The sequence below is a fragment of the Pseudomonas sp. NGC7 genome, assembly GCF_047159675.1.
GTDB lineage: Bacteria > Pseudomonadota > Gammaproteobacteria > Pseudomonadales > Pseudomonadaceae > Aquipseudomonas > Aquipseudomonas kermanshahensis.
Window position 1 is genome coordinate 4,056,749 of record NZ_BAAFZY010000001.1, and the last position, 24,803, is coordinate 4,081,551.

Annotated in this window: 23 protein-coding genes; 7 read left to right on the forward strand and 16 right to left on the reverse strand. The window is 63.2% G+C overall.

Annotated elements, in window-relative coordinates:
* Positions 1 to 22: 22 nt before the first annotated feature.
* Complete coding sequence (locus tag ACMCNM_RS18110) at positions 23 to 223, reverse strand: DUF1289 domain-containing protein (RefSeq protein WP_027593641.1); 201 nt, start codon at positions 221 to 223, stop codon at positions 23 to 25.
* Between the two features lie 20 nt (positions 224 to 243).
* Positions 244 to 561: a hypothetical protein gene (locus tag ACMCNM_RS18115; RefSeq protein WP_027593642.1), complete on the reverse strand. Its 318-nt coding sequence runs from the start codon at positions 559 to 561 to the stop codon at positions 244 to 246.
* Positions 562 to 874: 313 nt separating this feature from the next.
* Here ACMCNM_RS18115 and ACMCNM_RS18120 point away from each other — a divergent pair, with 313 nt between their 5' ends.
* The gene (locus tag ACMCNM_RS18120) at positions 875 to 2,626 is read left to right on the forward strand and encodes a BCCT family transporter (RefSeq protein WP_412765084.1); all 1,752 of its coding nucleotides are present in this window, start codon (positions 875 to 877) and stop codon (positions 2,624 to 2,626) included.
* A gap of 51 nt (positions 2,627 to 2,677) precedes the next feature.
* Here ACMCNM_RS18120 and dddP read toward each other — a convergent pair whose 3' ends face one another.
* From dddP to ACMCNM_RS18145, 5 genes are all read right to left on the reverse strand, one after another.
* Positions 2,678 to 4,012: a dimethylsulfonioproprionate lyase DddP gene (gene dddP / locus ACMCNM_RS18125; RefSeq protein WP_412765085.1), complete on the reverse strand. Its 1,335-nt coding sequence runs from the start codon at positions 4,010 to 4,012 to the stop codon at positions 2,678 to 2,680.
* A 61-nt stretch (positions 4,013 to 4,073) separates the two neighbouring features.
* Positions 4,074 to 5,102 (reverse strand): glycine betaine/L-proline ABC transporter substrate-binding protein ProX, encoded by a 1,029-nt coding sequence (gene proX, locus ACMCNM_RS18130; protein WP_339549720.1) that lies wholly within the window; start codon positions 5,100 to 5,102, stop codon positions 4,074 to 4,076.
* A 56-nt stretch (positions 5,103 to 5,158) separates the two neighbouring features.
* Entirely contained in the window at positions 5,159 to 6,112 is a 954-nt protein-coding gene (gene proW, locus ACMCNM_RS18135) for a glycine betaine/L-proline ABC transporter permease ProW (RefSeq protein ID WP_099429070.1), read from the reverse strand.
* A gap of 19 nt (positions 6,113 to 6,131) precedes the next feature.
* The gene (locus ACMCNM_RS18140; RefSeq protein WP_412765086.1) at positions 6,132 to 7,010 is read right to left on the reverse strand and encodes a quaternary amine ABC transporter ATP-binding protein; all 879 of its coding nucleotides are present in this window, start codon (positions 7,008 to 7,010) and stop codon (positions 6,132 to 6,134) included.
* A 394-nt stretch (positions 7,011 to 7,404) separates the two neighbouring features.
* Positions 7,405 to 7,884, reverse strand: coding sequence for a VOC family protein (locus ACMCNM_RS18145; protein WP_412765087.1), 480 nt, complete (start codon positions 7,882 to 7,884; stop codon positions 7,405 to 7,407).
* A 243-nt stretch (positions 7,885 to 8,127) separates the two neighbouring features.
* On the opposite strand from ACMCNM_RS18145, the gene ACMCNM_RS18150 reads away from it, so the two are divergent.
* The gene (locus tag ACMCNM_RS18150; protein ID WP_085274352.1) at positions 8,128 to 8,778 is read left to right on the forward strand and encodes a TIGR04211 family SH3 domain-containing protein; all 651 of its coding nucleotides are present in this window, start codon (positions 8,128 to 8,130) and stop codon (positions 8,776 to 8,778) included.
* 52 nt (positions 8,779 to 8,830) lie between these two features.
* Here the strand turns inward: ACMCNM_RS18150 and ACMCNM_RS18155 are convergent, their stop codons facing one another.
* Positions 8,831 to 9,709 carry a LysR family transcriptional regulator gene (locus tag ACMCNM_RS18155; RefSeq protein ID WP_099429069.1) on the reverse strand — a complete coding sequence of 293 codons (879 nt, stop codon included), beginning with the start codon at positions 9,707 to 9,709 and terminating at the stop codon, positions 8,831 to 8,833.
* A 103-nt stretch (positions 9,710 to 9,812) separates the two neighbouring features.
* On the opposite strand from ACMCNM_RS18155, the gene argC reads away from it, so the two are divergent.
* Both argC and ACMCNM_RS18165 read left to right on the forward strand, forming a co-directional pair.
* Positions 9,813 to 10,754: an N-acetyl-gamma-glutamyl-phosphate reductase gene (argC, locus tag ACMCNM_RS18160; RefSeq protein WP_265969109.1), complete on the forward strand. Its 942-nt coding sequence runs from the start codon at positions 9,813 to 9,815 to the stop codon at positions 10,752 to 10,754.
* 80 nt (positions 10,755 to 10,834) lie between these two features.
* Positions 10,835 to 11,521, forward strand: a complete 687-nt coding sequence (locus ACMCNM_RS18165) for a GNAT family N-acetyltransferase (protein ID WP_412765088.1) — start codon at positions 10,835 to 10,837, stop codon at positions 11,519 to 11,521.
* 33 nt (positions 11,522 to 11,554) lie between these two features.
* On the opposite strand, the gene ACMCNM_RS18170 is transcribed toward ACMCNM_RS18165, so the two are convergent.
* From ACMCNM_RS18170 to ACMCNM_RS18190, 5 genes are read right to left on the reverse strand one after another with little or no spacing between them, the layout of a single operon-like run.
* Positions 11,555 to 12,310 carry an ABC transporter permease gene (locus ACMCNM_RS18170; RefSeq protein ID WP_186703987.1) on the reverse strand — a complete coding sequence of 252 codons (756 nt, stop codon included), beginning with the start codon at positions 12,308 to 12,310 and terminating at the stop codon, positions 11,555 to 11,557.
* Positions 12,310 to 13,515 (reverse strand): ABC transporter substrate-binding protein, encoded by a 1,206-nt coding sequence (locus ACMCNM_RS18175; RefSeq protein WP_412765089.1) that lies wholly within the window; start codon positions 13,513 to 13,515, stop codon positions 12,310 to 12,312. The genes ACMCNM_RS18170 and ACMCNM_RS18175 overlap by 1 nt, the downstream gene beginning before the upstream one ends.
* The gene (locus ACMCNM_RS18180; RefSeq protein ID WP_412765090.1) at positions 13,502 to 14,323 is read right to left on the reverse strand and encodes an ABC transporter ATP-binding protein; all 822 of its coding nucleotides are present in this window, start codon (positions 14,321 to 14,323) and stop codon (positions 13,502 to 13,504) included. The genes ACMCNM_RS18175 and ACMCNM_RS18180 overlap by 14 nt, the downstream gene beginning before the upstream one ends.
* A complete protein-coding gene (locus ACMCNM_RS18185; RefSeq protein WP_412765091.1) occupies positions 14,320 to 15,384 on the reverse strand; it encodes an acyl-CoA dehydrogenase family protein in 1,065 nt (354 codons plus the stop codon). The genes ACMCNM_RS18180 and ACMCNM_RS18185 overlap by 4 nt, the downstream gene beginning before the upstream one ends.
* A gap of 47 nt (positions 15,385 to 15,431) precedes the next feature.
* Entirely contained in the window at positions 15,432 to 15,992 is a 561-nt protein-coding gene (locus tag ACMCNM_RS18190) for a carboxymuconolactone decarboxylase family protein (protein ID WP_027595386.1), read from the reverse strand.
* 102 nt (positions 15,993 to 16,094) lie between these two features.
* Between ACMCNM_RS18190 and ACMCNM_RS18195 the strand changes: the two genes are divergently transcribed.
* On the forward strand, positions 16,095 to 17,003 hold the full coding sequence (locus ACMCNM_RS18195; protein ID WP_186682616.1) for an AraC family transcriptional regulator: 909 nt from the start codon (positions 16,095 to 16,097) through the stop codon (positions 17,001 to 17,003).
* Positions 17,004 to 17,359: 356 nt separating this feature from the next.
* Here ACMCNM_RS18195 and ACMCNM_RS18200 read toward each other — a convergent pair whose 3' ends face one another.
* Entirely contained in the window at positions 17,360 to 17,899 is a 540-nt protein-coding gene (locus ACMCNM_RS18200; RefSeq protein ID WP_412765092.1) for an RrF2 family transcriptional regulator, read from the reverse strand.
* A gap of 85 nt (positions 17,900 to 17,984) precedes the next feature.
* Positions 17,985 to 19,364: an NAD(P)-binding domain-containing protein gene (locus tag ACMCNM_RS18205; RefSeq protein ID WP_412765093.1), complete on the reverse strand. Its 1,380-nt coding sequence runs from the start codon at positions 19,362 to 19,364 to the stop codon at positions 17,985 to 17,987.
* A 587-nt stretch (positions 19,365 to 19,951) separates the two neighbouring features.
* Here ACMCNM_RS18205 and ACMCNM_RS18210 point away from each other — a divergent pair.
* Both ACMCNM_RS18210 and ACMCNM_RS18215 read left to right on the forward strand, forming a co-directional pair.
* Complete coding sequence (locus ACMCNM_RS18210; protein WP_412765094.1) at positions 19,952 to 21,154, forward strand: NAD(P)/FAD-dependent oxidoreductase; 1,203 nt, start codon at positions 19,952 to 19,954, stop codon at positions 21,152 to 21,154.
* A gap of 230 nt (positions 21,155 to 21,384) precedes the next feature.
* Positions 21,385 to 23,010, forward strand: a complete 1,626-nt coding sequence (locus ACMCNM_RS18215) for a methyl-accepting chemotaxis protein (RefSeq protein ID WP_412765095.1) — start codon at positions 21,385 to 21,387, stop codon at positions 23,008 to 23,010.
* A 146-nt stretch (positions 23,011 to 23,156) separates the two neighbouring features.
* Here the strand turns inward: ACMCNM_RS18215 and ACMCNM_RS18220 are convergent, their stop codons facing one another.
* Complete coding sequence (locus ACMCNM_RS18220) at positions 23,157 to 24,560, reverse strand: purine-cytosine permease family protein (RefSeq protein WP_027595380.1); 1,404 nt, start codon at positions 24,558 to 24,560, stop codon at positions 23,157 to 23,159.
* Positions 24,561 to 24,803: the final 243 nt, after the last annotated feature.

Sequence of the window (24,803 nt, forward strand, 5' to 3'; positions counted from 1 at the left end):
GTGTTGAGGCAACAGACAACGATCAGTCGGTATTCTGCCGTTTCGCGTTCTTCTTGACGATGGCCTTCATCCGCGTGGCCGCGCGCTGCACGGTGGCCATTTTCTCAGGGCGCTTCATGCCGCGCCACTTGCGGATTTCTTCACGGGTGCGGCCACAGCTTACGCACAGCTCGCTGTTGAGCTGGCAAAGCGAGACGCAGGGGTTGTCGATGTCTTTGGCCATTACACGCTCAAGACCAACATTCAGGCCGGCATTTCAGCGCGCACACGTTCGGCGGCTTCTTCAAAGACTTTGCGAAGCTCTTCGGACTTGGCCTTGGTAATCGACTTGGCGGCCAACAGTTCCTCCACCACACGAACGCACTGTGCCTCGGCAGTTTTCAGTTGCTCACGGTCAGAGGCGTCGGCGATATCACCCAGATAAGGAGCAACGAGGTACACGTACCGGTCCTGCAGCTTGAGTGTTTCCAGGGCATCGAGGGCAGTCTGGAACCGTTGGGCAGCGGCAGGGCTCATGCTCAATTTATCGAAATGAATCAGGCTCACACGGTCAGTGGCCATTGACGAATCTCCGTTTCCTGATAAGGCCAGGCTCGCAGGCAGCGCCGCTTCTACGGTGCTCGGGAGTGCGGGCCAGGGTAATGCCCATCAGGGTACCAGAACGCGGGACAAATAGGGCCATCGCCCCCGGAACTAAAAGTATTAAACAGGTCGTTCAATGGATGCCCCACGGCGCATTCGGGACAGGAAGCGCTGTGACTCGCACAGGATAATCGGCCCGGCAAGACTCCCCCGCCGAGACCGTCATCGACCCCGGCAGCCCACAACAACAAGCCTGCACGCGCAGGTAAGCCACAAAGGGGCAACACCATTCATGGCAAAGGAACACATTACCGAAACGCTCGACCTTGGCGTGACGGACCCCTCGAAGACTGCAGAAGCGCGCCAGGACCGGCACCTCGAGGGCAAGATCGACTGGATCGTCTTTGGCATCACCAGCATCCTGGCCATCGGCTTCGTCATCTGGGGCTTCATCAGCCAGGCCAGCCTGGCCGCCAGCGCGTCCTCAGCGCAATCCTGGGTCATTCTCAACTTTGGCTGGTTTTTCGTACTTACCTCGACCGTGTTCGTCATCTTCGTGCTGTGGCTGGCCGCCAGCCGCTACGGCAGAATTCCGCTAGGGCGTGATGGCGAAGCGCCAGAATTCCGCACGGTTTCCTGGGTAGCCATGATGTTCAGCGCCGGCATGGGCATCGGCCTGATGTTCTTCGGCGTTGCCGAACCCTTGTCGCATTACGTGTCGCCGCCTCCCGGCTCGGCCACCGGGCAATCGAGCGAAGCCATGCAGGTGGCCATGGCCACCACCCTGTTCCACTGGACCCTGCACCCCTGGGCCATGTATGCCATCGTTGGCCTGGTGATCGCTTACGGCACCTTCCGACGCGGCCGCTCGCAGCTGATTTCCACCGCCTTCCGGCCCCTGATCGGCAAACACGCCAACGGCCCAATTGGCCGTGTGATCGACATGATGGCGATTTTCGCCACCTTGTTCGGCTCTGCCGCCTCGCTCGGCCTTGGCGCCCTGCAGATCGCCGGTGGCCTGGAATACAACGGCTGGATCGTGAGCCCCGGCAAGCTGTTCTACATCTCGATCATCACCCTGCTGACCATCGCCTTCGTCACCTCTGCGGTCTCTGGCATCGGCAAAGGCATCCAGTGGCTGTCCAACACCAACATGGTGCTGGCGCTGGTGCTGGCAGTGTTTGTGTTCCTGGTTGGCCCGACGCTGTTGATGCTCAACCTGCTGCCCACCTCCATCGGCATCTACATCAAGATGCTGCCAGAGATGATGGCCCGCACCAACGCCAGCGGCGGTGAGCAGATGGACAGCTGGCTGGCCGGCTGGACAGTGTTCTACTGGGCTTGGTGGATCTCTTGGACGCCTTTCGTCGGCATGTTCATTGCCCGCATCAGCCGCGGCCGCACCATCCGCCAATTCGTCACCGGTGTGCTGCTGGTACCGAGCCTGGTCAGCCTGGTGTGGTTCACAATCTTCGGCGGTGCCGCCATCGACGCCCTGCGCGAAGGCAGCTTCGCACTGGTCAATGGCGCCGTGAACAGCAACCATGCCCTTTATCAGTTGCTGGACAGCTACCCGCTGGCCTCGGTGACCTCGGTGCTGGTGATGATCCTGGTGGGTATCTTCTTCGTCTCCGGTGCCGATGCCGCGTCGCTGGTCATGGGTACCCTGTCGGAGCACGGCACCACCACGCCATCACGGCGCACCGTGATCTTCTGGGGGGCGCTGACCGGCACGGTGGCGGCGATCATGCTGGCGATCGGCGACCCACGCGACCCCGGCGAAGCGCTCACCGGGCTGCAGAACCTGACCATCGTGGTGGCGCTGCCCTTTGTCGTGGTGATGGTGCTGCTGTGCCTGGCGCTGTACCGCGACCTGCGCAAGGACCCGATGATGCTGCGCCACTTGCGTGGCACTGAGCTGATCGAAAAGGCCGTGCTGTATGGCGCGGTGAAACACGGCGAGGAGTTCTACATCGTGGTGCAGGAGAAGAAGTCTGCGAGCAAGCAGGCGCAACCCCTGGCCGACGCCGAGCTGAACGGATAACCCCTACGCTGCAACGACCCGGGGCCGCCAAGCGGGCCCGGGCCGCTTCAGTCACTCGTCGAGAAAACTGCCTTCGAACGGGTAATGGGTCAGCACTTCATACCCCGTCTCCGTCACCAACAGCTGGTTCTCCAGTTTTATCCCGTCACGCCCTCCCACCTCCCCCACATAGGCCTCTACGCACAGCGCCATGCCAGGCTGCAGTTCCCCTTCGTAACCGTAGGCGTCGAAGTCTTCCGGGTAACGAATGCAGGGGTACTCGTCGCACAGCCCCACGCCATGGAACATCACCCCATAACGCTGGGCACGGCAGCTTTCCGGCAGACGATGCCCGTTAGCGGTGAGCTCGGAGAAACGCACGCCAGGCTTGACCATGTCGGCGTTGACCTGGATGTGCTCATGGGCGATTCGATACAGGCGTTTTTGCTCGGCCGTCGGTTCAAGCCCGCCGCACATCCAGCTGCGCGACATGTCGACGCAAAAGCCGTACACGCCGATCAGGTCGGTGTCGAACGACAGCAGGTCGCCGTCGTTCAGCACCCGTGGGCCGGACTCCTGATACCACGGGTTGGTACGCGGGCCGGAGCTGAGGATGCGGGTTTCGATCCACTCGCCGCCACGGCGGATATTACCGCTGTGCAACGCCGCCCAGACGTCGTTCTCGGTTACCCCGGCGCGCATGGCTTGGCGCATTTCAGCGATGGCAGCTTCACAGGAAGCCACCGCGCAGCGCATGGCGAGGATTTCATCGGGGCCCTTGATCAAACGCGCGAACTCAGTCACTGCCTGGCCGTTATGCACCTGCACGCCCAAGGCGTCCAGAGCCCGCAGGCCGGCGACCTCGATGCGGTCCACGGCCAAGCGGCGGTTGTCGCCGGCATGGGTTCGCAGCAGTTCGTCGACCTGGGCACAAAAACGCCGGGCATGTTCGTCGGTACGCTCGCCCGTTTCGAAGTAGAAGAACGACGCGCCACTGCGCAGCTCACGCACCAACGGCAGGTGTGCCGAGAGGTGGTCGCAACCATGAAAATCCCACAGCACCACATGCCCGCTGGCAGCGACGAAACAGGCACGGGCGGGGTTGTGGGTGGTCCACAGCTGCATGTTGGTACTGTCGGTGGCGTAGCGGATGTTCAACGGGTCGAATAGCAGAATGCCGCCGAGGTCACGGGCCACGAGCTGCTCGCAGATGCGTTGCAGGCGGTACTCACGCATCGTCGCCAACTGCGGCACCTGCAGGCCGAGCGCGGCCCACTCGGCGAACGCCAAAGGGGTCGGGCCGATTTCGCTGCGGTCGTTGTCATCGACCGAGCCGTCGGCCCTGAGCGCGGCCGACGGGTCGATACGGCGTGACTGGGCGGGGATCGAGAACGGCGAAGTCATCATGGTGCGAGGGCTTCCTTGATCGTAGTGTTGGAAGAATCACCCCACCTGCAAGGTGGCGCCGCTAGTTGCTGGCTTGCACCGCTGTCGCTCGCGCGGCCTGCAGCCATTGATCAAACTGCTGACGATGCGCTGCAATCCACGCCTGGGCGTGGCGCTGAATGTCGCTCAGGTTCTTCTCGCCGTTCTGCATCTTGAGGTTCTGCGCGCTCTCGTCCGCCGCGCTGATCTGCACCAGCGACAGAAACTTCAGTGCCGCCGGGTTCTTGTCGGCGAACGCTCGGTTGAGTACCGCTTCGACCTTGTCCACCGCAAAGCCCAGGTTCTTGCCCTCGAACGTGGTATCGACGCTGTTGCCGCCGCCCGGCAAATCGGTGTTGGGCACTTGCAGCCACACCACGTCGCGCCCCTCCACCATCACCCCGGCCACCCACTGGGGTACCCAGGTGTAATAGAGCACCGGTTTGCCTTCCTTGAAGCGGGTGATGGTGTCGGCCATCAAGGCGAAATACGACCCTTGGTTGACGTGCACAGTCTTGTCCAGGTCATAGGCCTTCATGTGGTGGGCGATGACCAGTTCGCAGCCCCAGCCGGGGTTGCAACCGGTCAGGTCGGCCTTGCCATCGCCGTCGGTGTCGAACAGCTTGGCCAGCTCGGGCTTCTTCAGGTCGGTGATGTACTTGATGTTGTATTGATCGGCGGTTTTCTTGTCGATCAGGTAGCCCTGCAACACGCCAGGCATGATATCGCCGGCCTTGACCATGTTCTGGTCGCCGCCGGCCTTCTCGTAGAAGCTGGCGTGCAGTTTGTCCCACAGGTTGACGCTGAAGTCGGCGTCGCCGTAACCGACTGCCAGAATCATCGTGGCGTATTCGGTTTCCTTGGGTTTCTGCACGTTGTAGCCCAATTCGCGCAGGCCCTGCATGGCGATTTCGCCGCGGAAGCGTTCTTCATCCACCGAAGGGAACGACGGGGTTATCTTCACCCCCTCCCCTGGCTTGTCGGTGGAGGCGCTGGCGCCCAGGCACGTTACGGAAAGCGCGATGGCACAAGCGCACTGAAGCAAACGACGGGTGAACGGGGACTCGTACATCTTCGCGTACCTTTTCGGGTTGTTGTCGAGGGTTGCGGCAGATAGAACGCGGTGTTTCAGGCTGCCTTGCGCTGCCCTTGTGGTTGCGCCGCGCCACACAGGCGCAGCACCAGGCCCACCGGGCCGGTGTGGTACCAGCGCAGGCTCGGGTCGGCATTGGTGCGCGCGCCCATGGCTTGGGTCAGGCGGTCGAGGAAGATCGCCAACAGCACCAGCCCCATGCCACCGACGGTGGCCAGGCCCATGTCCAGCCGGCCGATGCCGCGCAGCACCATCTGGCCCAGGCCGCCGACCGAGATCATCGAGGCGATCACCACCATCGACAGCGACAGCATCAGGGTCTGGTTGAGCCCGGCCATGATGGTCGAGGTGGCCAGCGGCAGCTGCACGCGGGTCAGCATCTGCCGCGGCGTGCAGCCAAAGGCGCGGGCCGCTTCGATCTTGTCTTCCGGCACCTGGCGGATGCCCAGGTTGGTCAGGCGCACCAGCGGCGGCAGGGCAAACACGATGGTCACCAGCACGCCCGGCACGTTGCCGATGCCGAACAGCATCACCACCGGCACCAGGTAGACGAACGCCGGCAGCGTCTGCATCGCATCGAGCACGGGGCGGATAATGCTTTCCAGGCGGTTGCTGCGGGCGCAGACGATGCCCAGCGGGATGCCGATCACCGCGCAGAAAAACACCGAAGTGAGCACCAGCGCCAAGGTGGTCATCGACTCCGACCACACGCCGATCAGCCCCAGCAGGGTCAGGGTGACGAAGCACAGCAGCGCCATGCGCTTGCCCGCCAGCTGCCAGCCGAGCAAGGACGACAGCAGGATGCCGATGGTGGGAGGGATGCTCTGCAGGGTGAACTCGATGCCGTTGAGCACCTGGTCGATCGGCCAGCGGATGGCGCGAAACACCTCACGGAAGTTGTGCACGAGGAAGTTGAGGGTAGCGGTGACCCAGTCGCCCAGGGGGATGGTGGCCGCCTGGAACGGGTCGAGCAGGCTGAATTCGGACATGGGGCAAACCTCGCGGGGGTCAGTGGCGGCTCAGGGACTGCAACGGCGTGCTGTTGGCCAGGCTGGAACACTGGCAGCGGCTGTTGAAGGTCTTGAAGAACGCGCGCACGTAATCGTTGGCCGGCTGGTTGATCAGCTGTTGCGGGGTGCCGATTTGCACCACCCGGCCGCCCTCCATGATCGCGATGCGATGGCCGATGCGGATGGCTTCCTCGATGTCGTGGGAAATGAAGATGATGGTGCGCTGCTGCTCGGCCTGCAGGCGCATCAGCTCGCCCTGCATCTCGTTGCGGATCAGCGGGTCAAGGGCCGAGAAGGCTTCGTCCATCAACAGGATGGTCGGGTCGTTGGCCAGCGCCCGGGCCAGGCCCACGCGCTGCTGCATGCCGCCGGACAGCTGGTGCGGGTAGCTGTGCTCGTGGCCGGCCAGGCCGACCTGGCTCAGCGCCTCGCGGGCACGGCGGTGGCGTTCGGTTTCAGCAACGCCGGCGATTTCCAGGCCGAAGGCGGTGTTCTGCAGCACGCTCATGTGCGGCATCAGGGCGAAGGACTGGAACACCATGCCCATTTCCTTGCGGCGCACATCGAGCAGGGCTTTATCGGACAGGCCGGTGATTTCGCGGCCGTTGAGGTGAATGCTGCCGGCGGTGGGTTCGATCAGGCGGTTGAACAGCCGCACCATGGTCGACTTGCCCGAGCCCGACAGGCCCATGATGACGAAGATCTCGCCCCGTTTGACGGAAAAGCTTGCATCGAACACGCCGACGACGTGGCCGGTCTTTCTGAAGATTTCGTTCTTGTCGGCGCCCTTGCGGAGCATCTCCATGGCCATGTTCGGGTTGGGGCCGAACACTTTGAAGATGTTGTTTACCGAAAGAATCTCATCGGCATGGCTCATACGACCCTCTTTGTTTTTGTTATGACCAATAAATGATCGGCATCCTTTCCATGGGCGGAAACAGCTGCAGACGTGCGATTGGCAGGGTGCTCAAAAAGCAGTGAGCGAATCAGAACTGTGATGATCTTATGGTTGAGCCAGCGGTGCGTGGCACGCTGGTAAAGCCTCGGGGTAGCGGGCTTTTGTGAAGGACTGGCTGAACTGTAGCCCTGGCGATCGGCATGGAATAGAACGGAAGCGTCAATTTATGGTATGCCGGGGCCCAGGGCTTGCCACGGCATAGGGACTGTAGGAGCAGCCTTGTGCTGCGAAGGCGCCGGTGCACACACCCACGGTTCAGGATGGGGTCACGGGCCTCTTCGCAGCACAAGGCTGCTCCTACCGGGTAAGTGGGTCACCCCTTCAATGCTGCCTCAATCTTGGCGACATCGATCTTGCCCATTTCCATCATGGCCTCGAACGCCCGCTTGGCAGCAGCCCGGTCGGGATTGGCAATGGCCTCGATCAGGATGCGTGGGCAGATTTGCCAAGACACCCCCCACTTGTCCTTGCACCAGCCACAGACGCTGGCCTCGCCGCCATGGCTGACGATGGCATCCCACAGCCGGTCAGTCTCGGCCTGGTCCTCGGTGCTGACCTGAAACGAGAACGCCTCGCTATGGCTAAAGGCCTTGCCCCCATTGAGCCCAACGCAAGGGATACCCATGACGATGAACTCGACGGTAATCACATCGCCTTGCTTGCCCGACGGGTAGTCGCTAGGGGCTTGGTGCACCGCCACTACCCCGCTGTCGGGGAAGGTGCGGGCGTAGAAGTTGGCCGCCTCTTCGGCGTCATGGTCGTACCACAGGCAGATCGTGTTTTTGGCAGTCATGGCAGGGCTCCATGAATGAGAGTGGGCCTTTGAGTCTAGTTCACGGCCTTGCCGTCGGCGCCGCTGCGTGGCCCGGCATACGCCTTCATGACGGCCGGTCTTTGCAACATTCTGCAGACATTTCCGACGTTAGGTAGTGAACCTGCTTACATAAAAAAGGTCTTTCGCTGACGGTCAACTCACCGACCGGTTCAGCGGCCCAGTCAGCGGGCCTACTTTTGTCCTGTTTCAGCGAAGACCAACATGCCCGAATCCCGCCCCACATTCTCCGCCCTCCCAGCCCTGCGCGGCGGCCTGATCGCAGCCCTGGTGGCCCTCGCCGCCCCGGTGCATGCCGAGGAGCCCGCCAGCGATGCGCGCTGGGTCAGCGACAGCCTGAGCACCTACGTGCGCAGCGGCCCGACCGATGGCCACCGGATTGTCGGCACCCTCAAGTCCGGCCAGAAACTGACGCTGGTCACCACCCAAGGCAACTACAGCCAGGTGCGTGGGCAGAATGGCGACCTGGTGTGGATCCTCAGCAGCGACCTGCAGGCGGTGCCAGGCCAGGGCGAACGCCTGCCGCAGCTCGATGCCCAGGTCGCCGACCTGTCGGGGCAGCTCAAGAGCATCGATGACAGCTGGAAAAACCGCGTGCAGGGCATGCAAGAGACACTGGACTCGCGCAAGCACCTGATCGACGAGCTGGAAGCCCGCAACAAAGCGCTGAACGAACAGCTCGACCAGAGCCAATCGACCTTGCGCGATACCCAGGCCCGCCTGGGGGATGAGAACAAACAGGTGATGATGCGCTATATGGTCTACGGCGGCAGTATTGCAGGCGCGGGCCTGCTGATGGGGTTGATCTTGCCGGCGCTGACGCGTGGGCGGAAGAAGAATGACCGCTGGTTCTGATTTGGGGTGCATCAGGGGCTTGAGGCGGGCGCCAGGAGGCATGCACCCCCCCCTACAACAGCCGCTCCAAAGCCTCGAGCACATGCGCCGTGGCACGTTCAGCCTGCCCTTCACGGCAGGCGATGCCCAGTTGCCGCCACAACCCCGGACGCAACGGTCGCCGGGCAATCCGCCGGTCCAGCTCGGGCGCCTCGCCCTCCTGCGGCAGCAATGTCGCACCGTAGCCGGCCCCTACCAGGCTTTTGATCGCATCGTTGTAGTTCAGCTCGATGCGCGGCTCGGGGAACAACCCCGCCGCAGCGAACCATTCCCCCGTCACCCGCGACAACTGCGTGCTGCTGTCATTGAGAATCAACGCCCGCTGCGCCAACCATGCCGGAGTAACCTTGGCCGGCGGCTGCCAGTCGGCCGGCACATAGGCCAAGATCGGATCGCGTCGCCACGGGGTGATCTTGAGCCCTTTGCCTGCCACTTGGGGCAAGGCCACCAGGCCAATGTCCAAGGCCCCCTCGCGCAACCGCGCCAGCGACGCCTGCGAGGTCAGCACCTGCACCTGCACATCGATCCCCGGGTGCACTTCGCGCAGGTACTCGAGCGCTTTGGGCAACAGGTGGGCAATGGCGCCAGTCGAAGCCCCCAGGCGGACCCGGCCAGTCAGCCCCTCGACCTGACGGCGCACCTCGTCCAGCGCCAGGTCGGCATCGGCCAGCAAGCGACGGGCTCGGGCCAGCAGCGTCTCGCCGATGGCCGTAGGCCGTACCTGCCCACGGTTGCGGGTGAGCAACGGCGCGCCGACCCGTGCCTCCAACTCGGCCACATGCAGGCTGATGGTGGGAGGGGCCAGGTTGAGCCGGCGAGCGGCCTCGGCAAACGAGCCGAGGTCGGTGATTTCGACCAGCGTGCGGAGGCGGTCGAGGCTGATTTCGCGCATGACTAGCTTCAGAAATAATGAATATCAGCATCATGATATTCAAATTTCCTTTAGTCCAGCCGCGGGCGAGCATAGGCCACCCTCCCCTGACCGGACCTCGACCATGCATACCCCTGTTGTCTTTATCGACGGTGACCAAGGCACCACTGGCCTGCAGATTCACGCCCGCCTGCACGGGCGCAATGATGTGCGCCTGCTGACCCTGCCCGAGGCCGAGCGTAAAGACCCGCAGCGCCGCGCCGAAGCCATCAACAGCGCCGACATCGCTGTGCTCTGCCTGCCCGATGACGCCGCCCGCGAGGCCGTCGCGGCAATCCACAACCCGCACGTCCGGGTCATCGACGCCAGCTCCGCCCACCGCACCAGCCCCGGCTGGGTCTATGGCCTGCCGGAACTGGACGCGCAGCAAGCCGAGCGCATCGCCCACAGCACACGCGTCAGCAACCCCGGCTGCTACCCCACCGGCGCGATTGCCCTGCTGCGCCCGCTAATCACCGCCGGGTTGCTGCCAGCGGATTACCCGCTGAGCATTCACGCCATCTCGGGGTACTCCGGCGGCGGCCGCGCCGCGGTCGAACGCCATGAGCAGCCGAGTGCCGAGAACACCCCAACCCTGCAGCTGTATGGCCTGGAACTGGCACACAAGCATGTACCGGAAATCCAGCAACACGCCGGGCTGTCGGCACGGCCGGTGTTCATGCCTGGTTACGGCGCCTATCGCCAGGGCATCGTGCTCAGCATCCCGCTGCAGTTGCGCCTGCTGCCCGGCCAGGTCAGCGCCGAACACCTGCAGGCCTGCTTGGAACAGCACTACCAAGGGGCTCGCCACGTTCAGCTGATGCCCCTGCACCAGCAAGGCCCCGCCGCAGCACTCGACCCCGAAGCATTGAACGACAGCAACGACCTGCGCCTGGCGCTGTACGCCAACCCGGCGCATGGCCAGGTGCTGCTGACCGCTGTATTCGATAACCTGGGCAAAGGCGCGTCCGGGGCGGCGGTACAAAACCTCGACCTGATGCTCGCCGCGCTACAGGCGCAAGGCTGATTGGGCAAAACCGGTTAAACTGTACGTCCCGCGTCAGCATGGCGCGGGTTGTATTCCTAGCCGCCGGAGCCCGCCCCCCGATGTTCATCCTGAGCCGCCTTGACAGCGTGCCGCCCGAGTCTTTCCAGAACCAGATCCGTGAGCTGGTGATCCATCACGTCGGCGAATTGAGCAGCGTCGCCATTCTTGCCGACAACCCGCTGTATCCGCTGTACCAGTACGGCGTCGGCATGGAAGTGCACCAGTACTTGCAGGCCATGGACGGTAAGCGCGGCCTGTCGGTGACGCTGACCCTGGCGCTGGACGCCGATGCCCCCGACCAACTGCTCGGTTTCGCCCTGGCGTTGCCGGCCGATGATTATGCGCAAACCTGCGCACTGGCATTTCTTGCCGTGCGCGCCAGCCATCGCCGCCAAGGTATCGCCCGCGCACTGTTAGGTGACCTGCAGGCGCAGCATGCCTATGTCGAGCTGAACACCTTTGCCGGCCAGGTGCCGTGGTTTGAGGCGATGGGCATGCAGGTGGTGGCAGCCAACGGGCCGCAGGTGCTGATGAGCAGCACCGGGCACGCCAGCGAGGCGCTGATTGGCCGGCTGGATATCGGGCCGATCTACCAGACCACCGAGGTGCATCAGATCCACACCTACCTGCTCAACCAGCAAGGCGAGGATGCGATGATCGAGGCCGAACAGCTGCGCGACGAGCGCTTGGACCAGTTGGCCATTCAAGCGCAGGAATGTGTCCGCCAGCGCAAGACCGTGCACTGATGCTGTGGGGCCGCACGGCGGCCCCAGCTCTTTTCAGCCGTGCACCCAACGCCGATGCAACCCACGCGCCAGGGCATCGAGCATGAACCCCAGCACCCCGATCAGCAGCACCATCGCCATCAGCTCCGAATACGCCAGCCGGTCACGGGTGTCGAGGATGAAATACCCCAACCCCGCACTTACCCCCAGCATCTCGCAGGGCACCAGCACGATCCAAAGGATGCCGATGGCCAGGCGCACACCCGTCAGCACATGGCCGATCACCCCTGGCACGATGACCTTGCACAAGGTCTCCCAGCGCGTAGCACTCAAACTGCGGCTCAGTTGCAACCAACGCGGGTCGAGCTGACGCACACCTGCCGCAGTGTTGAGCAAAATCGGCCACAGCGCGGCAAATGCCAGCAGGAAATAGATCGGCTGGTCACCCACCCCCATCAGCATCACCACCACCGGCATCCACGACAGCGGCGAGATCATCCGCAAGAACTGGAAGGCCGGCGTGGTCGCCGCCTCCAGGTGCCGATAGCTGCCCACCAGCAAGCCGAGGGGGACACCGATCAACAAGGCCAGCAACAGCCCGATCAGGATACGTTTGAGGCTGACCCACACGTGGCCGTAGACCTCGCCCTGCCCCAGCAGCTCGGCCAGGCTGGCCAGAGTCGCCGCCGGCGAAAAACGCGCCGACAGGCCATCGGCCTCGCCAAACCATGCCACGCCGGCCCACCACGCCAGCAGCAGCCCCAGCAGCCCGGCCAAGCCTAGGCTGGTATGAACGACATGCTTGCGCATCAGACCGCGAACTCCTCGCTACGCTCGAAGTTGTCGGCAATGCCGAACACCGACGGCCCGCCAACGGCGGTGATGGCGTTGCGCACGAAACGGTCGTCGACCAGGTCGCGGGCGGTGTGCGCCGGGTCCAGGCCGGCCAAAAAGCCACTGTCGCCTTCGATCAGGGTGTGCTGCAGGCGCTTGATCAGTGCTTCGGTGTAGCTGGGGAACGGGTATGGCTGGAAGTCGATACGTTTTTCGTCCCACTGCTGATGCTGGATCGCGCCACTGGCGATATAGCCTGCGCGGTCTTCGGCGGCTGGCGCCAGGACTTTGCTCAACACCGCCACTTCGTGCGGGGTGTACTTGTTGGGGCCGGCCTTGGACAGCAGCGCGGCGGCTTCGGCGCGGTGCTCGCGCGTCCACAGCTGGGCCTTGACGATGGCGTTGACCACCTTCTGCGACCACTCCGGGCGGGTGTTGAGGTCGTGCTCGTGCATGAACACCACGCAGCAGGCGTGGTTGCGCCACACATCGCCGGTAAAGCGCTGCACGCGGCCCACCTTGAGGTTCTCGGCCAGGGCGTTGAACGGTTCGGCGACGATGTAGCCAGCGATACGCTTGCTGGCCAGCGCCGGCGGCATGTCGGACGGTGGCAGCACCAGCAGGTTGACCTCGTTGGCCGCCAGCTGCGCACTGGCGGGTTTCGACACCGGGGTCAGGCCGCTGTCATTGAGCATCTGCTGCAGCACCACGTTATGGATCGAATACCAGAATGGGATGGCCACGGTCTTGCCGCCCAACTGCTTCATGTCGGTAATGTCGGGCGCCACGGTCAGCCCCGAGCCCCCCACATGGTTCCAGGCCACGACCTTGGCCGGTACCTTGCTGGCGTAACGTGCCCAGACGGTCATCGGCGACAGCAAATGGATGACGTTGACCTGGCCCGAAATGAACGCCTCGATCACCTGCGCCCAACTGCGCAGCAGCACTGGGCGCTCGGCTTTGATGCCTTCGGCCTCGAACAGGCCATTGTTGTGCGCTACCAGCAACGGCGTGGCGTCGGTGATCGGCAGGTAGCCGATACGCACCGGCGCGTCCGGCTCGGCAGCCGCACGGGCCTGCAGGCTCGACAGCAGCGGCAACGCACCGGCGGCGGTAAGCATGGCGCCAAGCTTGAGGAAGTCGCGACGCGAAGAAGCGGAACAGCAGTCATCCATGCACATGGACAGCCTCCGAGGGCAAGGGGGTTAAGGAAGGTGGGTCTGTGCGGCTTGCCCGCCGAAGGGTTTTGACAATCTCGATACGCAGCGCGCCCAGTTCCTCGACCCGCTGCGTACGCGGTTGCGGCAGGTCGATGCGCCACTGGCCGAGCACCTGCGCTGGGTGGTTGCCCAGTAGCAGGACCCGATCGGACAGCAGCAGGGCTTCGTCGATATCGTGGGTGATCAGCACCGCAGCGGTATTGTGGGTGGCGATCAGTTGCAACAGCAGTTGCTGCATGTCGGCGCGGGTCACTTCGTCGAGGGCACCAAACGGCTCGTCGAGCAACAGCACTTCAGGCTGACGCGCCAGGCAGCGCGCCAACGCCGTGCGTTGGGCCATGCCACCGGACAGCTGCGCCGGGTACTGGTTACGGGCATGGTCCAAGCCCACGGCGGCAATGGCATGGTCGATACGCGCACGCCGTTCGGTGGCGGCCAACTTGGGTTGGCGAGCGAAATCCAGGCCGAAGGCGACGTTCTTTTCCAGGCTCAGCCAAGGCAACAGGCTGGGGTCCTGGAAGGCCACCGCCAGGCGCGGGTGCGGCCCTTGCAACGGCTCGCCGTGCAACATCACGCTGCCGCCACGCGGTGCCTGCAAGCCCGCCAGCACCCGCAACAGGCTGGACTTGCCAACCCCGCTGGGGCCCAGGATGGACACCACTTCGCCCGGTGCCAACTGCAGGTCGAACCGCGCCAGCACCTCGTGCCAGCTACCCTCGCGGGGGTAGCCGAGGCTGATAGCTCGGGCTTGCAGCACGACTTCGCTCATGCCGTGCCCGCCTGGCGTTGCAGTTCGGCGCGCAGCTGCACCAGGCTTGGCGTGACGATGGGCACGAACGCCGATTCGCGCCAACGGCGCGCGAAACCTTGGCCGTACTCGCTGAGGTACGCTTTGCCACCACTGGCCTGCAGCTCGAGCTGCACCGCGTCGGCAGCACTTTCGGCAAGGATGATGCGCAGTTTGAACAACGCCGCTGGCTGCTGCAGGAAGCGCCCGTCGAGCAGGCCCTGCTTCAGTTCACTCACGGTGTTTTCCAGGCGTTCCTTGAGCACCTGGCGGGCCTCTTCGAGGAACGAACCACGGCCTTGCAGGTGCGCCGCCACTTCATCCAACGCGCGCCGGGCCAGGCCGATGGCCATGCCGCATTGCAGCGCGAGGAAGGCCGGGCGTACCTTGGGCAGGAACTCACGGGCGTTTTCATGCAGCAGCCACTCGCGGCCCAGCTCGACCTGATGGAACGCCAGCGCGGCGGTATTGCTCGATTGCAGCCCCATCAGTTGCAAGTCGTCCGAACGCTCCAGCCCTTGCACCTCTGACGGAATGGCCAGCACGAAGGGCGCGCGCTCGGCATCGCACTCGATGGCCGCGGCCACCACAAAACCGCTCTTGCGCAGATTGGTCACCCAATGCAAGCGGCCCTCCAGGCTCCACCCCTCGCTGCTGGGGCGCCCGCGCACCTGCAGGCGCTCGATGCCCGAGAGAAACTTCATGGCGTTGGACAACCCGGTGGCGCCTGCCAGCTCGCCTGTCAGCAACCTCGGCAGCAGGCGTTCGCGCAGTGACTGATTAGGGCTTTGCAGCAGGTATTCAATGAAGGCGCGCTGGCCCCAGCAGACGAACGCCGCCGCCAACGAACGGCTGGCAATGGCGGCGATGGCTTCGACCGCATCGGTTACCTGCCCGCCCGTGCCGCCCTGGGCCGGATCGACGCCGATGCGCAGCACCTGCGCTTCAGCGATCTGCGCCAGCACCAGGTGCGGCTCGCACGTGCCCTGGTCAATGGCCTCGGCGTTGGCATCCAGCCATTGCCGAAATGCACAATCTTGCATGTCTGTACTCCTTTGAAAACGCCGGCGGGGCCGGCACCCCACGCGGATTACGCAGAAGGCTGCCAGCGGTACTTGCTCAGCTCGTCGTTGAGCGGCGTCTGGGCGAAAACATTAGCAAAGTTGCACAGGGTTGCGAGGCTCACGCCCAGAATCACTTCCAAGGCGTTGCCTTCGCTGAAGCCGGCCTCACGAAATGCCTGGTAGGTGGCCTCGCTGACGTTGCCACGGGTGGCGATGACTTCGCGAGCGAACGCGGCCAGGGTCTCGTATCGGGCATCGGGCAGTTCACCCCGCGCACGCAGCGCATCGACCACTGCTTCCGGCAGCTTGGCCTTGTTCAACGCGACTGCGGTGTGGCCGGCGACACAAAAGTCGCAGCCATGCTGGGTGGCAGCAATCAACTGCACCACCTCACGCTCGGCCAGGGTCAGCTCGGACTTGCCGTTGAGCGCCGACACGGTCACGTAGGTTTCCAGCGCTGCCGGAGCGTTGGCCAGCACGCCGAGCAGGTTGGGGATGAAGCCGGAATTTTTCTGGGCATTTTCAAGGAATGGACGGGCCGCTTCCGGGGCGCTCTGCAGAGTGTGTAAAGTAATGCGCGAGGACATGGAGGGGTCTCCTGTGGTGGGTGTCCTTACAGTCTGTTGGTTATAAGAACTACCCTCCATATTCATCAGTCGCCTTTCCTTGCTCCTGAGTCTTTGCATTAGATGATTTCGTCCAGCCACCTTGTCGATTGGTTATTAGAAGGCCTGGAGCTCGACGCCAGCCTGTTTCATGTCGGCCGCTATTGCGGCGGCTGGCATGCCAGCACGCAAGGCATGGGCCGCGCCAGTTTCCACCTGGTCGTGCAGGGCCATTGCTGGCTGCACCTCGATGGTCAGGCCGAGGCAGTGCGGCTGGAAGCTGGGGATGCGGTTTTTTTGCTGCGTGACCTGGCGTATCGGCTGTCCAGTGACCAGAACCCCGTCAGCGCCTGCACCCAGCCGCGCCAGGCGATGCAGGCTCTGGATGCCACTGCCGGCGATGGCGTGGGGCTGGTGTGCGGGTTCTTTCACTTTCGCCCGGGGCTGTCGTCATTGATCGTGGAAGGCCTGGCCGACTGGATTCTGCTGCGCGCCAACGAGCCCGCCGGGCATGCGGCGCGGGCGCTGTTCGGGCTGATCCTGGAAGAATGCGAACGCCTACCGCCGTCGCAGACCTTGCTGGAGCGGTTGACGCATTTGTTGTTCCTGTACGTACTGCGCCAGCAAGTGCATGCCGGGCAGCCCCTCGGCGGGCTGGTGGCGCTGGCCCGGCAGCCGGCGTTTGCCGCGTTGCTGGTGCAACTGATCGAACAGCCTGGGCAAGCCTGGACGCTGGAAAACATGGCGGCGTGCACGGGGCTGTCGCGGTCAGCGTTTTTCAAGCGTTTCAACGAACTGGCCGGGCAGTCACCGGGGCAGGTGCTGCTGGCGTTGCGCATGCGCCATGCGTCCCAGCTGTTGCAAGCGGGCAACACCGTGGAGCAGGTGGGTGCGCAGGTGGGGTATCAGTCGGTGGCGGCGTTTACCCGGGCGTTTGCCAAGGCCGTTGGGGTGCAGCCGGGGGCGTATCGCAGGCAGCATGAGGGGCGGTGATTGTGTTTGCCTGGTCGGGCCTCTTCGCGGGCAAGCCCGCTCCCACAGGGACGGCACTGCCCTCAGGTTTTGTGCAGTTCCTGGACTGTCCTCAGGTTCTGTGCAGTTCCTGGACTGTCCTCAGGTTCTGTGCAGTTCCTGGACTGTCCTCAGGTTCTGTGCAGTTCCTGGACTGTCCTCAGGTTTTGTGCAGTTCCTGGACTGTCCTCAGGTTCTGTGCAGTTCCTGGACTGTCCTCAGGTTCTGTGCAGTTCCTGGACTGTCCTCAGGTTCTGTGCAGTTCCTGGACTGTCCTCAGGTTCTGTGCAATTCCTGTGGGAGCGGGCTTGCCCGCGAAGAGGCCTGGGCAGGTTGACTTAGACCTGACTCACCGGGATATCACCGCCACCCTTGCCATCCCGCCGCGCCCCCATCCATTCATTGACCTGCTGCCCGAACGCGGCAGGCGCCTTGCGCCCCACGCGCCGCGCAAGGTCTAGGATGGTCTGCTGCGCCAGCGCCTCTTCCATGCGCTTCTGCGCGCCCAGCATCACCGCATGAATGGCACAGGTGCCTTCGGTCGCCCAACCCGGTGGTGAGCCGTCAAACAGCGTGCAACGCTCGCGAATCTCACGGCAATCGAAGAGCTTCTTCGGCCCGTCGATAGCCGTGACGATATCCAGCACGGTGATCTCATCCGACGGCCGCGCCAGGCGGAAACCGCCGCGCACCCCTTCAGTGGCAACCACCAAGCCGGCGCGAGCCAGCTTGGTGAACACCTTGGCCAGGTATTCCTGCGGCACGCCTTGCAGCGCCGCAAGGTCGCGCACGCTGGACTCGCGCGTGTCTCCGCGCTCATCCACCAGGTACAGCAGGCAATGGATGCCATATTCGACGCCAGCACTGTACAGCGACATATCAATCTCCGACCAACTTTGTCGCAATAATACGCCGATAGCGCCAGCGCCGAAAGCATTCCCTCGTTTGAAGCGATAGAAAACCCTACCCGCGCAGTACCTTCACCTCACCTTGCTTGCCGTCCGTTTCCCGCAAGTACTCCTGCAGCGAGTCGTCCATCGCCTGCATCCAGCGGGTATGGTGGGGCACCGCTTGGGTACCGGTGATCACCGAGCGGTACGACTTGTCGCGGTAGCCCATGATGTCGTGCTTCTTGTCGGTCTTCCATTGCAGGAAGATGCGGTTCACCGCCTCGATATCGAAGCTTGGGTAATCCGTCTGCTCGATCAGGTGCCTGATGTATCGGCCTTGGAATTCGTACATCGAGGCCGTGGTTTCCAGGCCCAGCTCATCCTCGCGCCAGCGCTCGCTGTCGGCATGCATGGCGGCCTTGGCAGGCAACGTGATGCGCCCCAGCATGTAGTCGCGTGCAAACCATGCTTGTGCGTCGAACAGGTTGAAGCTGTACCAGAGATCCTGCATGCCCAGATAAATCAGCTGCGGGTTTTGCTCCCATACCACGCCTTGGTACAGCCCCGCAGGCCACAGGCGATTGTTGGTCTTGAGGGTGAGTTCGTCCGGCAGGAACGGGAAGTGATGCTGGTAACCGGTGCACAGGATGATCGCATCGACGCGTTTGTTCGACCCGTCGGCGAAGTACGCCAGGTCGTTCTCGACCCGGACCAGTTGCGGGCGTTCTTCCCAGCCCTTGGGCCATTTGTAGCCCATCGGTTGCGTGCGGTAGGCCGTGGTGATCGAGCGTGCACCGTACTTGTAGCACTGCGAGCCGATGTCTTCGGCCGAATAGCTGCTGCCGACAATGAGCAGGTCCTGGCCGTTGAACTCCATCGCTTCGCGAAAATCGTGGGCGTGCAGGATACGCCCGGTGAAACGCTCGAAACCTTCGAACTCCGGCACGTGTGGGGTGGAGAAGTGCCCACTGGCCACTACCACATAATCGAACACCTGCTCGACACTAACCCCTGCGCTGTAGTCGTGGGCGCTAACGGTGAACTCGCGGGTGGTTTCATTGAAGCTGACGTGCTTGACCACGGTATTGAAGCGGATGTAATCGCGCACCCCGGCCTTCTTCACGCGGCCCTGAATATAGTCCCACAGCACTTCCCGCGGCGGGTACGAGGAGATCGGCCGGCCAAAGTGTTCATCGAAGCTGTAGTCGGCGAACTCCAGGCATTCCTTGGGGCCGTTTGACCACAGGTAACGGTACATGCTGCCGTGCACGGGTTCGCCATGCTGGTCGAGGCCGGTACGCCAGGTGTAGTTCCACATACCGCCCCAGTCGGCTTGCTTCTCGAAGCACACGATTTCAGGCATGGGGGCGCCCTGGGCATGGGCGGATTGGAACGCACGCAATTGTGCAAGGCCGGACGGGCCGGCGCCGATGATAGCGACACGAAGAGTCATAGTGATTCCTGAACAGTTGAACGCTGAAAAAATGCAAAGGCTCCCCAACCCCAAACGGCAAGAGGCCGGGGGTGGTGAAATTCAGGCGTTACGGTGCAGGTGGAGGGACGGGGCGTTTGCGCATCTGGCTAAGCAGGATGTTGACGGGCGGGATCGACAACACGTGGTACAGGCTCGAAAGCGGGGAGCGTGTCATGGGGGTGGGCCCGTATCCATTAGCGCAGGGTGCGTAATGGGGGCCTGAGGGGCGCAAGATACGTGTGATCTCGTACATGGGGGCTGAAATGGCCTCTTTTCTTTATGGTTTCTTTTTTATCTATAACGGATGGGGGTGGGGATATCAAGGATGGCGGCCCTCCCCCCTGCACCCGAACGACCGCTCGTCGCCAGCAAAATCTTCGATTCACCGCCAAAAACCCATCAAAACACGGCCTTCCCAGGTGTTGACCGGCGGGTTGCGCCCCTACCTGGGACGAAAAAAAACTTGCAGACGCAAAACTACGACCAATACAGTCGGAGTTATTCGAGGGGCACTTGCTGTGCCATCGAAGCCCTTTTTCCCTACATGACCGTTGCGGAGCACCTGCATGAAATCCAACATCCTGATCATCGGTGCCGGCTTTGCCGGTGTCTGGAGCGCCCTGAGCGCTGCTCGCCTGCTGGACCAGGCACAACGTGAAGACCTACGTATCAGCGTGCTCGCCCCTCAACCCGAGCTGCGCATTCGCCCACGCTTCTACGAAGCGGATGTGCATGGCATGAAGGCGCCGTTGGGCGAGCTGTTCGAGGCCGTGGGCGTGCACTTCATCCCTGGCAACGCCGACAGCATCGACGCCGACGGGCGCAGCGTGAGCTACACCGATGCCCAAGGGCAGCCCCAGCAGATCCACTACGATCGCCTGATCCTCGCTGCAGGCAGCCAGGTGGCGCGCCCGGCTGTACCAGGCCTTGCCGAACACAGCTTCGATGTCGACCAGATGGAGTCGGCCGTGCGCCTGGAACAGCACCTGCTGGGGCTGGCCGCCCTGCCCGCCTCCCCGGCGCGCAACACGGTCGTGGTCTGTGGTGGCGGTTTCACCGGCATCGAGACGGCAACCGAAATGCCTGCACGCTTGCGCACCCTGCTCGGTGACGGCAGTACGGTGCGTGTGCTGGTGGTCGACCGTGGTGTCAGCGTCGGCGCGGCGTTGGGCGCGGGCATCACCCCATCGATCGAGGCCGCCTCTGCACAGGCGGGTGTCGAATGGCTGACCGGTACCTCGGTGGTGGCTGTCGATGCCGGCGGCGTCACCCTGGACAACGGCGAGTACATCGCCAGCAGCACGGTGATCTGGACCGCAGGCGTCAAGGCCAGCCCCTTGACTGCACAGGTCGCCGGCGAGCGTGACGGCGCAGGCCGCCTGCGGGTCGACGACCACCTGAAAGTGGTTGGCCAGGCGCACATCTATGCCACCGGCGACACCGCCTGGGCCGCTGTCGACGAGCTGGGCAACCACGCCCTGATGACCTGCCAGCACGCCATCCCCATGGGCCGTCACTGCGGCAACAATGCCGCTGCCGACCTGCTGGGCATCGACCCGGTCATCTACCGCCAGCCCAAATACGTCACCTGCCTAGACCTCGGCGACTGGGGCGCGGCCTACAGTGAGGGCTGGGTGCGTGAGCTGAAGTTGCACGGCCAGGAAGGCAAGGCACTCAAGCGCCAGATCAACTCGGTGTGGATCTACCCACCCGCCGCTGACCGGGCACTGGCGCTGGCCGCTGCCGACCCGCTGATCCCGATCGTCTAACACCTGAAAGCGAACAAATCCGTCAAAAAACGACGGATTTGTCCGCACATGTCGTTACATTGAATGACTGGTCAATAATGATGCCCATATGCCATCATTTAAATAAAACATTTCCGAGGGTGAGGCACACACACTAAATCCGCAGCGCATCGAGAGCTGGCACCACCCCCGGTGACCCGGCCTTCCGTCCATGCTCTTGACGCCTGCACGCCACCGTCAAGGAGCATTCCATGCAGTTACGGAATATGAAGATCGGCATTCGCGCAGCCAGCGTATTCGCCCTGTTGGGCGCACTGGTGCTGGGCATGGGCCTGATCGCCCTCTACGAGACCCGGCAAATGGACACGGCCACGGACGAGATCCGTGTCACCTGGTTGCCCGCCGTGGTCGCACTCAGTGAAATCAGCAGCAACCTCGGCCGGGCCCGCGCCCTGACGCTGCGCGCGGCGCTGGATGACGATGACAGCGAGCGCGCACGCAACCTCGACCTGCTCAAAGGCATCAACGTGCAGCTCAAGGACGGCCTACAGGACTACGACAGCACCATCATCGCCGCCGACGACCGCGCCCTGTTCAATGCCTTCAGCACTGCCCACCAACAGTACGTCGACCTGCAGACGCAGGTGCTCGACGACATCGCCGCCGGGCACATTGACCACGCCAGGCAGAAGATCAACGGCCCGCTCACCCTGCACGCCGACAGCATGATGAAAGCCATGGCGGCACTGATCGCCTACAACAGCAAAGGCGCTGAAGTGGCCTCGCAACGTAGCAGCGATGTCGCTGACCAAGCGTTGACCGCCATCATCGGCTCACTGCTGGTGATCATGCTCGCGCTGGCAGCCATCGCCACGGTGCTGACCCGCAGCATCGTCGTGCCCCTGGCCGACGCGGTGGCCGTGGCCGAGCGCGTGGCCACCGGCGACCTGACCCGCGAAATTCGCGTGACCGGCCGCGACGAACCGGCGCAACTGCTACGCGCCTTAAACCGCATGCAAGACAGCCTGCGCGACACCCTGCGCAAAATTGCCGCATCGTCCGACCAACTGGCCTCGGCCTCGGAAGAGCTGCACACCGTCACCGAGGACACCAGCCGCGGCCTGCACCAGCAAAGTGCGGAGATCGACCAGGCCGCTACCGCTGTCAACCAGATGACAGCCGCCGTGGAAGAAGTGGCGAACAACGCGGTGAGTACCGCAGACGCGTCCAAAGGCGCCGACCGCACCACCCGCGACGGTCGCGACCAGGTCAACCAGGCCTTGGCGTCGATCCAGCACCTGGTCGACGACGTCACCGGTACCTCGGCCGAGATCGAACTGCTGGCCAATAACGCCAACGAGATCAGCCGCGTGCTCGATGTGATCGGCGCGATCGCCGGGCAAACCAACCTGTTGGCGCTCAATGCCGCCATCGAGGCAGCACGGGCCGGTGAGGCAGGCCGTGGCTTTGCGGTAGTCGCCGACGAGGTGCGCGCACTGGCCCACCGGACTCAGCAGTCCACAGCAGAAATCGAGCAGATGATCGTGGGTATCCAGACCGGCACCGAGCGCGCGGTAAGCGCCATGCACAGCAGCCAAGGGCGTGCCACGGGCACACTGGAAGTGGCCCAGTCTGCAGGCCAGGCACTTGAGGTGATTGCCGAAGCGATTGCCTCGATCAACCAACGCAACCTGGTGATCGCCAGTGCGTCGGAGGAACAGGCGCAGGTGGCGCGGGAGGTAGACCGTAACCTGGTGAATATTCGCGACCTGGCGATGCAGACGTCGGCGGGTGCGAATCAGACCAGTGCGGCGGCGCAGGACCTGTCGCGGTTGGCGGTGGACCTGAATGGGATGGTTGCGCAGTTCAAGGTTTGACTCAAGATAGCTGGGGCTGCTTTGCAGCCCCTTCGCGGGGCAAGCCCGCTCCTACAGGTAGGACGCCAGCCTTGAGGTCAGCTCACAGCTCTGTGGGAGCGGGCTTGCCCCGCGAAGGGGCCGCACAGCGGCCCCAGTTTTGATCATCAGTCGTTCACGCTGACAGCCCGCGCACTGTTAACACTCTGCCCGCGCGTCGCCAGGCAGTAATACAGCGGCACCGTCACCAGCAACCCGATCAGCCAGGACAAATCAGCCCCTTCGACGATGTTCGAATACGGCCCCACATACAGCGCCGTATTGGCAAACGGCAGCTGCACCACGATCCCGCACGCATAGGCAATGATCGCGTGGTGGTTGAAGCGCCCATAAATGCCGCCGTCGGCACTGAAGATCGACGCGATGTCGTACTGGCCCTTCTTGATCAGGTAGAAGTCGATCAGGTTGATCGACGCCCACGGCACCAACACCAGCAACAGCGCCAGGATCAAGCCGATGAACTGGCCAATGAAGCCCGCCGACGCATTCAGCGCCACCAGGCCGCAGCCCACCAGAATCACCGAGGCCAGGATCACCCGCACCTTGATGCTCGGCGTCCACTTGGCAAAGAAGGTCTGGATGGCCGTGACGATCGACAACACCGCGCCATACAGGTTGAGCGCGTTGTGGCTGATGATGTTGAGCAGGAACAACACCATCAGGATCGGGCCGAGCCAGCCGGTGGCTTGCTTGACGGCGTCCATCGCGTCCGTGCCTTCCGGTACGCACAACACCGCCACCGCACCAAAGCTGAAGCACAGGATGGTGCCCAGCGTGGCACCGAAATAGGTGGCCCAGAACGGCTTGGCAATGCCGACTTCTTTAGGCAGGTAGCGTGAGTAGTCGGAGGTGTACGGCGAGAAGCTGATCTGCCAGATGGTGCCCAGCGACACCGTGGCGATGAAGCCCGACAAATTGAACGCACCGCGGCTGAAGAAGTCGGCCGGCAGCTCCTGGATGAACATCATGATGAACCCGGCCAGCAGCGCCGACCCCATCACCCAGGTACCGATACGGTTGAGGATATGGATGAAGCGGTAGCCGATCACGCCAATGGCCGTCGCGCTGAGGGCGCCGATGACGATGGCACCAGGCATCGGCACGCTCGGGGCGATACCGTGGATGGTCTTGCCCGCCAGCACGATGTTGGAAATGAAGAAGCCCACATAGATCAGCGCCGTGAAGAACACGATCAGCAGGGCGCCATAACGGCCGAACTGGCCGCGGCTCTGGACCATCTGCGGAATGCCCAGCTGCGGTCCCTGCGCAGAGGCCAGGGCGATGACCACGCCCCCGAGCAGGTGGCCCAGCACAATGGCGACAAGCCCCCACACCAGGTTCAGGTGGAACACCTGCACCACCATGGCACCGGTGACGATGGGCAGGGGCGCAATGTTGGTGCTGAACCAGAGGGTGAACAGGTCGCGCGCCTTCCCATGGCGCTCGGCAGGTGGAACGTAATCGACCGTGTGATTCTCGACAAACTGGTGTTGCGATGACGGTTGGGACATGGTTTTCAGCTCGAAAGGTCGTTTTTATCTTTGTAAGGAAACCGCGTCTAGGCGGCCTCTCAGCTGCGGACCATATTATGGTATTCCAAACTTTTGACAACACTGATTCGGCTTAAAAAACCCTAACTGATCCGGTTCAGCACCTGAAGCTGGGGCATTGAAGTTGCGCCAAGCCCCCTATCCATGCGGCTTTGCGCCATTCATCGTGATTTTGCTGCGGCGGAAAATTCCGCTTGCAAATCG

What these genes read in the sequence shown, in the direction of transcription:
- ACMCNM_RS18215 (WP_412765095.1), top strand. Translation starts at nt 21,385, where the DNA reads ATGCAGTTACGGAATATGAAGATCGGCATTCGCGCAGCCAGCGTATTC.
- ACMCNM_RS18120 (WP_412765084.1), top strand. Translation starts at nt 875, where the DNA reads ATGGCAAAGGAACACATTACCGAAACGCTCGACCTTGGCGTGACGGAC.
- dddP (WP_412765085.1), bottom strand. Translation starts at nt 4,012, where the DNA reads ATGATGACTTCGCCGTTCTCGATCCCCGCCCAGTCACGCCGTATCGAC.
- ACMCNM_RS18145 (WP_412765087.1), bottom strand. Translation starts at nt 7,884, where the DNA reads ATGACTGCCAAAAACACGATCTGCCTGTGGTACGACCATGACGCCGAA.
- ACMCNM_RS18165 (WP_412765088.1), top strand. Translation starts at nt 10,835, where the DNA reads ATGTTCATCCTGAGCCGCCTTGACAGCGTGCCGCCCGAGTCTTTCCAG.
- ACMCNM_RS18195 (WP_186682616.1), top strand. Translation starts at nt 16,095, where the DNA reads ATGATTTCGTCCAGCCACCTTGTCGATTGGTTATTAGAAGGCCTGGAG.
- ACMCNM_RS18115 (WP_027593642.1), bottom strand. Translation starts at nt 561, where the DNA reads ATGGCCACTGACCGTGTGAGCCTGATTCATTTCGATAAATTGAGCATG.
- ACMCNM_RS18110 (WP_027593641.1), bottom strand. Translation starts at nt 223, where the DNA reads ATGGCCAAAGACATCGACAACCCCTGCGTCTCGCTTTGCCAGCTCAAC.
- ACMCNM_RS18170 (WP_186703987.1), bottom strand. Translation starts at nt 12,310, where the DNA reads ATGCGCAAGCATGTCGTTCATACCAGCCTAGGCTTGGCCGGGCTGCTG.
- argC (WP_265969109.1), top strand. Translation starts at nt 9,813, where the DNA reads ATGCATACCCCTGTTGTCTTTATCGACGGTGACCAAGGCACCACTGGC.
- proX (WP_339549720.1), bottom strand. Translation starts at nt 5,102, where the DNA reads ATGTACGAGTCCCCGTTCACCCGTCGTTTGCTTCAGTGCGCTTGTGCC.
- proW (WP_099429070.1), bottom strand. Translation starts at nt 6,112, where the DNA reads ATGTCCGAATTCAGCCTGCTCGACCCGTTCCAGGCGGCCACCATCCCC.
- ACMCNM_RS18205 (WP_412765093.1), bottom strand. Translation starts at nt 19,364, where the DNA reads ATGACTCTTCGTGTCGCTATCATCGGCGCCGGCCCGTCCGGCCTTGCA.
- ACMCNM_RS18175 (WP_412765089.1), bottom strand. Translation starts at nt 13,515, where the DNA reads ATGTGCATGGATGACTGCTGTTCCGCTTCTTCGCGTCGCGACTTCCTC.
- ACMCNM_RS18200 (WP_412765092.1), bottom strand. Translation starts at nt 17,899, where the DNA reads ATGTCGCTGTACAGTGCTGGCGTCGAATATGGCATCCATTGCCTGCTG.
- ACMCNM_RS18155 (WP_099429069.1), bottom strand. Translation starts at nt 9,709, where the DNA reads ATGCGCGAAATCAGCCTCGACCGCCTCCGCACGCTGGTCGAAATCACC.
- ACMCNM_RS18140 (WP_412765086.1), bottom strand. Translation starts at nt 7,010, where the DNA reads ATGAGCCATGCCGATGAGATTCTTTCGGTAAACAACATCTTCAAAGTG.
- ACMCNM_RS18220 (WP_027595380.1), bottom strand. Translation starts at nt 24,560, where the DNA reads ATGTCCCAACCGTCATCGCAACACCAGTTTGTCGAGAATCACACGGTC.
- ACMCNM_RS18210 (WP_412765094.1), top strand. Translation starts at nt 19,952, where the DNA reads ATGAAATCCAACATCCTGATCATCGGTGCCGGCTTTGCCGGTGTCTGG.
- ACMCNM_RS18185 (WP_412765091.1), bottom strand. Translation starts at nt 15,384, where the DNA reads ATGCAAGATTGTGCATTTCGGCAATGGCTGGATGCCAACGCCGAGGCC.
- ACMCNM_RS18180 (WP_412765090.1), bottom strand. Translation starts at nt 14,323, where the DNA reads ATGAGCGAAGTCGTGCTGCAAGCCCGAGCTATCAGCCTCGGCTACCCC.
- ACMCNM_RS18150 (WP_085274352.1), top strand. Translation starts at nt 8,128, where the DNA reads ATGCCCGAATCCCGCCCCACATTCTCCGCCCTCCCAGCCCTGCGCGGC.
- ACMCNM_RS18190 (WP_027595386.1), bottom strand. Translation starts at nt 15,992, where the DNA reads ATGTCCTCGCGCATTACTTTACACACTCTGCAGAGCGCCCCGGAAGCG.